Source organism: Candidatus Methylobacter oryzae, from assembly GCF_003994235.2.
GTDB lineage: Bacteria > Pseudomonadota > Gammaproteobacteria > Methylococcales > Methylomonadaceae > Methylobacter_A > Methylobacter_A oryzae.
This window is the reverse complement of record NZ_RYFG02000009.1, coordinates 199071-206422: the sequence shown is the minus strand read 5'-3', so window position 1 is coordinate 206422 and position 7352 is coordinate 199071. Positions and strand designations below refer to the sequence as shown.

Here is a 7352-nt window from a genome sequence, read left to right as displayed (position 1 = left end):
TTATTTTTCTTATCACGGGCGGGCCTTCCGTTGCCTAGGGTTAGTTCATGCCTCATATTCTATACCGGCTGTCAATGCGTAAGTTCTAAAACATTATATACTGATCCTCTTATCCTAAAGACAAGATAGCCGATCAAAAAAAAGGCGACTCTCAGACTCCTGAGCGCCGCCTTTTTAGCTAAATAAAACTATCGACCGAATTTACAGGTCAAGATAACCGGTTTCTTCATGAAGGACTGTATCCAGGCCTTGAACTTCTTCATCTAGCGTCACCCGTAAGCCTATCCATTTATCCAATCCTTTCAAGATCAGGTAACTGAATAATCCGCTCCAGGCCGCAGTTACTATAATCGCCAACGCCTGAACGCCGACTTGATCCACGATTGAAACGCCCTCCGCCAAACCGAGGCCGCCCAAACTGCTGGCCGCGAATATGCCGGTCATCAATGAACCGGTCACGCCGCCCACACCGTGAACTGAAAACACGTCCAGAGAATCGTCGATTTGCAACGTGCGTTTAGCATATTGAGTCGCATAAAAACACACGGTACCGGCGGTAACGCCGATCACCAGCGCACCGAAAGGACCGACGAAACCGGAAGCCGGAGTGATCGTGCCTAAACCGGCAACCATACCGGTCACAATACCTAAAACACTGGGTTTGCTGAAACGTTTCCATTCGATGAACATCCAGGTCAACGCGCCTGAAGCCGCACCGATATGGGTCACCAGCATCGCCATGCCGGCGCGTCCGTCCGAAGTCAACGCGCTGCCGGCGTTGAAACCGAACCAGCCGACCCACAACATTCCCGCGCCGGTGACGACCATGGTCATGTTATGCGGCGGCATGGCCGTATTCGGAAAGCCTTTTCTTTTACCCAATACCAAGGCCGATACCAACGCTGCGACACCGGCATTCACGTGAATGACAATACCGCCGGCAAAATCCATCGCGCCCAAATCGGCTAACCAGCCACCACCCCACATCCAATGGCAGATCGGCAGATAGACCACAATCAACCATAAGCCGCTGAACCACAGCATCGCCGAAAATTTCATCCGCTCGGCAAAACCGCCGACGATCAGCGCCGGGCTAATAATCGCAAAAGTCATCTGAAACATAAAAAACAAGGTTTCAGGAATAGTTCCTTTTAACGATGCGGTATTTATATCGGGTAAAAATACCTTGGAAGCACCGCCGATGATTTTTTGCAGCTCACCGCCGTCGGCGAAAATAAAGCTGTAAACCCCAGCCAGCCAAAGAATGGAAACCAAGCAGGTAATCGCGAAACACTGCATTAATACCGACAAAACGTTCTTGCTTCTAACCAATCCGGCATAAAACAACGACAGCCCCGGTATGGTCATGAACAAAACCAAGGCCGTCGACGTTAAGATCCAAGCCGTATCGGCTTGATTTAACTGATCCGCAAAAGCCAGACCAGGGAACAGCAGGAAGCCTAAAACCAGCTTTCTATTTATTATTTTTAATGACATTTTTTTCCTTGTGCCTAAATGGCATCTTCTCCGGTTTCACCCGTCCTGATACGGATGACTTGTTCTAAGTTTGATACAAATATTTTTCCGTCGCCGATCTTGCCGGTATTAGCCGCATTAACAATCGTTTCAATAGCCTTATCCAGCACACTATCGGCAACAGCTATTTCTAGTTTTACTTTAGGCAAAAAGTCGACTACATACTCAGCCCCCCTGTACAGCTCGGTGTGACCTTTTTGGCGGCCAAAGCCTTTAACTTCGGTTGCTGTAACGCCTGCAACGCCAATTTCAGATAATGCTTCTCGTACATCATCCATTTTGAACGGTTTAATGATCGCTGTTATTAATTTCATGTTATCTCTCAGTCAAGTTGCAAAAAGTATTAAAAATATCCGCCGCAATCATAGTGAATTATCTATCAACATACAATTAAAGCTGAGTTGAGCAGCTGATCTGCTCAAACCCTACTTATGCCCTTGGTATAACAAGCCTGATAAAAACACGGGTCGAGGTATTTGTTTCCAGATTTTTTCATTTTTCTTCAAACGCAAAAACGGGCGCACTGAACAGTGCGCCCGTTTGTCTGAAGGATTTGTTTTTTAGGAACGTTACCTTATATTAAATGTGATACGCGGTTTCGCCATGCTCGGAAACATCAAGCCCTTCGCGCTCGACTTCTTCAGTGACACGAAGCCCGATTACCATGTCCACAATTTTATAAGAGATAAAAGAGACTACCGCCGACCAAATAATACAGGTTCCTACGCCCCATGCCTGACTGCCGATTTGGCCGAGCATGCTGTATTCGGCAACGCCATTGGCAACATAATCCCAAACGCCGGTGCCGCCAAGCGATGGACTGGCAACAATGCCGGTTCCAAGAGCGCCGACAATTCCACCAACACCGTGAACGCCGAATGCATCCAGCGAATCGTCATAGCCCAGAGCGCCTTTCAACATTGTGACCGACCAGAAACAAATCGCACCGACAGCCAATCCCAGAAAAATAGATCCCATAGGGCCGGCCCAGCCGCATGCGGGCGTAATCGCGACCAAACCTGCAACAGCACCGGAGGCACCGCCTAACATGCTGGGTTTACCACGCAGCAACCATTCAGCCCCGATCCATGAAAGCGTAGCGGCAGAACTAGCCAATAAAGTGTTTACGAAAACCAAAGCCGCAAGACCGTTAGCTTCCAGGTTTGAACCAACATTAAAACCAAACCAGCCTACCCATAATAAAGAAGCGCCGATCATCGTCATCGTCACACTGTGCGGTGCAAGCGATTCTTTTCTATAACCGATACGCTTGCCTATCAACAAGCAGCCCACCAGACCCGCAACACCGGCGTTGATATGCACGACTGTACCGCCGGCAAAATCCAATGCACCTTTTTGGAATAAGAAGCCTGCTGTAGCTCCGGCTGCTTCTGCGGCTGCGGCATCGGTATAAGCATCGGGACCGGCCCAATACCAAACCATATGCGCCATCGGCAGATAAGAGAAAGTGAACCACAAGAACATGAACAACAATACCGCAGAAAATTTAACCCGCTCGGCAAAAGCACCGACAATCAAAGCCGGCGTAATAGCCGCGAACGTCAGCTGGAATGAGACATAGATATACTCGGGCACGTAAACGGCTTTACTAAAAGTAGTCGCCAGCGAATCCGGGGTTATACCTTTAAGGAACATCTTGCTCAGTCCGCCAAAGAACGCATTACCTTCGGTAAATGCGACGCTGTAGCCGTAAATCGCCCACAATACCGCCATCATCGAAAAGATCACGAATACCTGCATCAACATGGACAACATGTTCTTCGCGCGCACCATGCCGCCATAGAACAATGCCAAGCCGGGAATAACCATTAGGATAACCAGCACAGTGGCGACGATCATCCACGCAGTATCGCCTTTGTTGGCGGCCGGAGGAACCGGAACCGTAGTTTCGGCAAAAGAGAATCCTGCATAGCCCAATAGAGCAAACAGGGCAAAGGTAGTTAAAAGTTGTTTCATAATTCCCCCTTGATATTAAAGCGCTTCTTCGCCTGTTTCCCCGGTACGAATCCGGACAACCTGCTCTAAATTGGTTACAAATATTTTTCCGTCGCCGATTTTGCTGGTATTGGCCGCTTTAGTGATAGCATCGACAGCCTGCTCCAGCATATTGTCAGCCACAGCCACTTCAATTTTGGCCTTGGGTAAGAAATCAACCACATATTCAGCGCCGCGGTACAGCTCGGTATGGCCTTTTTGACGACCGAAACCTTTGACTTCAGTAACGGTGACCCCGGAAACCCCTATATCCGAAAGCGCCTCGCGAACATCGTCGAGCTTAAAGGGTTTAACAACAGCAGTTATCAGTTTCATTTGAGCCTCTTATATAAATTCAATATCCAGTACGATCAAAAAATTCAGTAGGTTGCCGACTTGGTGATTACACCTGCATAAACCACGGCACGGAAAGGGTGAATGCAGGTATTGCCTGGAGCAAATTCGACTACCGTGGAAGACATCTATTTTTGCTCCTTTCATTAAGCTAGATTAAAAGTTGATGCCAAAATCAGTAGAGAACAAAAATTGATCCTGCTTGTTATTACCGAATGGACGATATTGACCGCCGGTTGCGGCATTCGTTCCATCCACCCAGTCATAGCGCACATTCGGGCGAATATTCAGCCATTTCAGTGGTTTCCAGTTCACACCCACAGTAATTCCGTAATAACTGGCGCCATTGCCGGCATTACAAGTCGAAGTAAAGTTACCGGCGGCAGCAAAACTACTACCCGCGCCATTGGTTGCGGCACCTACACGGCCCGGCGAACAAACCCTGAAACCGTTTTGATCGCGAAACCATTCCGCCCTAACACCCGCTGTCAGGTTGTCTTTAATATCGTAAGTCAAATGCGAATTGACGCCATACCATTCGGCATCGACATTTGGAACGGATGTCAACACACCATTGGCATAACCATGATCATGCTGCAAAACCAGATGGGTTTTATCGGTGATATTGTGTTTCAGCACCAAGCTATAAAGTCCCCAAGACTGGCTGCTGTGCTCGGATGTACCGCCGTATGTACCGCTGACATTGGCTGAAGTATTCTTATCATTGCTTGTCCAGGTAGCACCTGCCAAACCGGCCCAATTGCCCAACTGTTTATCCCAACCACCGTCCCAACCGCCAGTGGCGCTGCCTGTGGTCACACCGCCCATAACCGACCAATTTTGATCCACCGTATAATTTCCCATCACCCCTGTATGAGTAAACGGTTCGCCATATTGCATGGTATAAGCATGGGTATAGAAAAAATTATCAGGAGCAGGAACCGTCTCGTAACCGATCGGCGTATAAAAGTGACCGGCCTTGATATTCAAACCATTGCCGATAGGGACATAAGCTTCGGCATATGCTTGAGGCAATGCAATATCGTAGAAACGATTATCGTTGCTGCCGAGCATATTGAGATCCCAATGATTCCGGTTCAACGGTAGACCGGTATTTACGTCAAATGCAGGAACACCATAGGCTTGAGTAAAAATAGCATCCGTACCGAACATTACGTCAAAACGTCCGCCGAAATCCCACGCATCGCCTTCCGTTGCGACTGCACGTTGTACGAATAGATTTAATTGATTTAACTGAAATTCGCCGGAACGATCACCGAAAGTTACCGGACCATTAAAGTTATTATCCGGGCTTGCTGCGTTATAAGTAATACCGGCATTAGCCCAACCGCCAACTTTTAATCCAAGATTTTTCATGAATTGGCTTTCGTTAGGATCTCCTACCGTTTCAAGTAAGGTCGTAGCCTCAGTCAAGCTCTTTGCCTGCACAGCACCAAAAACAGAAATCAACGCCATTCCTAAAACCAGTGGCTTTAGCTTAAAACGATTATTGTTTAGATGGTTCTTCATAATTAAATCCTTAAGAATTGATTAAACTTAAAGCAAAATGCCCTCTAAACAGTCAAAAGCAAATAAAGTGCCAACTATATTTTCACGGTAAACATTTAGGCCATAAGACTCAAACACAGCAGGTTTATTTCTTTATTTTTCAGCATTATAAAACGCTCTCAACAAAAACAAGCCCTGCCAATTCCCTTTATATCCTTAGGTTTTTTATCAGCGAGTAAAAATAATCCGCACAGACATTGGGCAATATCGATTATTAAGGCACCATAATTGGGCATTGTCCGATTTATCCTTTTCCCTTGAGTCGTCATTTATTCCGTCTTGTTTTTTTAGTGGCTAATTCATCAAAAAAAATGGTATCGTTATACTGTTTGGCATAAAAAAATATTCTATACAACCTCCGAGGAGACGAAATAAATGTCTGCAGCAAAAGTACTTAAAATGATCAAAGAAAACGACGTAAAATTCGTCGATTTTCGTTTTTGTGACACACGCGGCAAAGAGCAGCATGTAACATTCCCTGCTCATACTATCGATGAAGATACCTTTGAAGAAGGCAACATGTTTGACGGTTCTTCAGTTGCAGGCTGGAAACATATCAATGAATCAGACATGATTTTGATGCCTGATCCATCCACTGCGGTTATGGATCCGTTCTTTGATGACAACACACTGATCTTGCGTTGCGACATCATCGAACCAAAGAACATGCAAGGTTACGAACGCGACCCACGCTCTATCGCCAAACGCGCAGAAGCTTATCTAAAATCAACCGGTATTGCGGACACAGCATTCTTCGGTCCTGAAAACGAATTCTTCATTTTTGACGACGTTCGTTGGGGCACCGATATGAGCGGCTCTTTCTATAAAGTCGACTCAGAAGAAGCCGGCTGGAACTCAGAAAAAGTTTACCCAGACGGTAACACCGGTCACCGTCCAAGCGTTAAAGGCGGCTATTTCCCAGTACCTCCAGTTGATTCTTTCCAAGACATGCGTTCAGCAATGTGCTTGACACTGGAAGAAATGGGCATGACTACTGAAGTTCACCACCACGAAGTAGCAACTGCTGGTCAGTGCGAAATCGGCGTGAAATTCAATACCCTGGTTAAAAAAGCAGACGAAGTTCTGGAACTGAAATACGTTGTTGCCAACATCGCACACGCATACGGCAAAACAGCGACTTTCATGCCTAAACCACTGGTTGGCGACAACGGTAGCGGCATGCACGTACACCAATCTCTGTCTAAAGACGGCGTTAACCTGTTCACTGGCGATTTGTACGGCGGTTTATCCGAAACTGCTCTGTTCTACATCGGCGGCATCATTAAGCACGCTAAAGCATTGAACGCTTTCACCAACTCATCAACCAACAGCTACAAACGTCTGGTTCCTGGTTTTGAAGCGCCTGTTATGCTGGCTTACTCAGCACGTAACCGTTCAGCTTCCATCCGTATTCCTTTTGTTAACAATCCAAAAGGCCGTCGTATCGAAGTTCGTTTCCCTGACTCAACCGCTAACCCATACTTAGCTTTCTCAGCAATGATGATGGCTGGTTTGGATGGTATTCAAAACAAAATCCATCCTGGCGATGCTATGGATAAAGACTTGTATGATTTACCGGCTGAAGAAGCGAAAAACATTCCACAAGTCTGCCACTCATTCGACCAAGCTCTGGAAGCTCTGGACGCTGACCGCGAGTTCCTGACACGCGGCGGTGTTTTCACTGACGATGCGATTGACGGTTTTATTGCATTGAAAATGGAAGAAGTAACTCGTATTCGTATGAGCACTCACCCAGCCGAGTACGACATGTACTACAGCTTGTAACGGTTAAGCCTGTTTCAAGCAGGCTCAGAGTTACCCAAGACCCCGCAAGTTATCCGGCTTCGCGGGGTTTTTTATATCCAGCCTCACCGTTTCATATAAAATAGTTTTCCGGT

Annotated in this window: 6 protein-coding genes; 1 reads left to right on the top strand and 5 read right to left on the bottom strand. The window is 46.9% G+C overall.

Going from position 1 to position 7352, the window contains the following annotated elements:
• Positions 1-201 precede the first annotated feature (201 nt).
• The 5 genes from EKO24_RS01895 to EKO24_RS01875 form a co-directional block, all read right to left on the bottom strand.
• Positions 202-1497, bottom strand: a complete 1296-nt coding sequence (locus EKO24_RS01895; RefSeq protein WP_127027273.1) for an ammonium transporter — start codon at positions 1495-1497, stop codon at positions 202-204.
• Between the two features lie 14 nt (positions 1498-1511).
• The gene (locus EKO24_RS01890) at positions 1512-1850 is read right to left on the bottom strand and encodes a P-II family nitrogen regulator (RefSeq protein ID WP_127027274.1); all 339 of its coding nucleotides are present in this window, start codon (positions 1848-1850) and stop codon (positions 1512-1514) included.
• 265 nt (positions 1851-2115) lie between these two features.
• On the bottom strand, positions 2116-3513 hold the full coding sequence (locus EKO24_RS01885) for an ammonium transporter (RefSeq protein WP_127027275.1): 1398 nt from the start codon (positions 3511-3513) through the stop codon (positions 2116-2118).
• 15 nt (positions 3514-3528) lie between these two features.
• The gene (glnK, locus tag EKO24_RS01880; protein ID WP_127027276.1) at positions 3529-3867 is read right to left on the bottom strand and encodes a P-II family nitrogen regulator; all 339 of its coding nucleotides are present in this window, start codon (positions 3865-3867) and stop codon (positions 3529-3531) included.
• Between the two features lie 174 nt (positions 3868-4041).
• Positions 4042-5415, bottom strand: coding sequence for a porin (locus EKO24_RS01875; protein WP_127027277.1), 1374 nt, complete (start codon positions 5413-5415; stop codon positions 4042-4044).
• A 414-nt stretch (positions 5416-5829) separates the two neighbouring features.
• On the opposite strand from EKO24_RS01875, the gene glnA reads away from it, so the two are divergent.
• Positions 5830-7239: a glutamate--ammonia ligase gene (glnA, locus tag EKO24_RS01870; RefSeq protein ID WP_127027278.1), complete on the top strand. Its 1410-nt coding sequence runs from the start codon at positions 5830-5832 to the stop codon at positions 7237-7239.
• Positions 7240-7352: the final 113 nt, after the last annotated feature.

Bases quoted from the DNA above. Each gene is read 5' to 3' on its own strand.
- EKO24_RS01895 (WP_127027273.1), bottom strand. From the start codon at position 1,497: ATGTCATTAAAAATAATAAATAGAAAGCTGGTTTTAGGCTTCCTGCTG.
- EKO24_RS01890 (WP_127027274.1), bottom strand. From the start codon at position 1,850: ATGAAATTAATAACAGCGATCATTAAACCGTTCAAAATGGATGATGTA.
- EKO24_RS01885 (WP_127027275.1), bottom strand. From the start codon at position 3,513: ATGAAACAACTTTTAACTACCTTTGCCCTGTTTGCTCTATTGGGCTAT.
- glnK (WP_127027276.1), bottom strand. From the start codon at position 3,867: ATGAAACTGATAACTGCTGTTGTTAAACCCTTTAAGCTCGACGATGTT.
- EKO24_RS01875 (WP_127027277.1), bottom strand. From the start codon at position 5,415: ATGAAGAACCATCTAAACAATAATCGTTTTAAGCTAAAGCCACTGGTT.
- glnA (WP_127027278.1), top strand. From the start codon at position 5,830: ATGTCTGCAGCAAAAGTACTTAAAATGATCAAAGAAAACGACGTAAAA.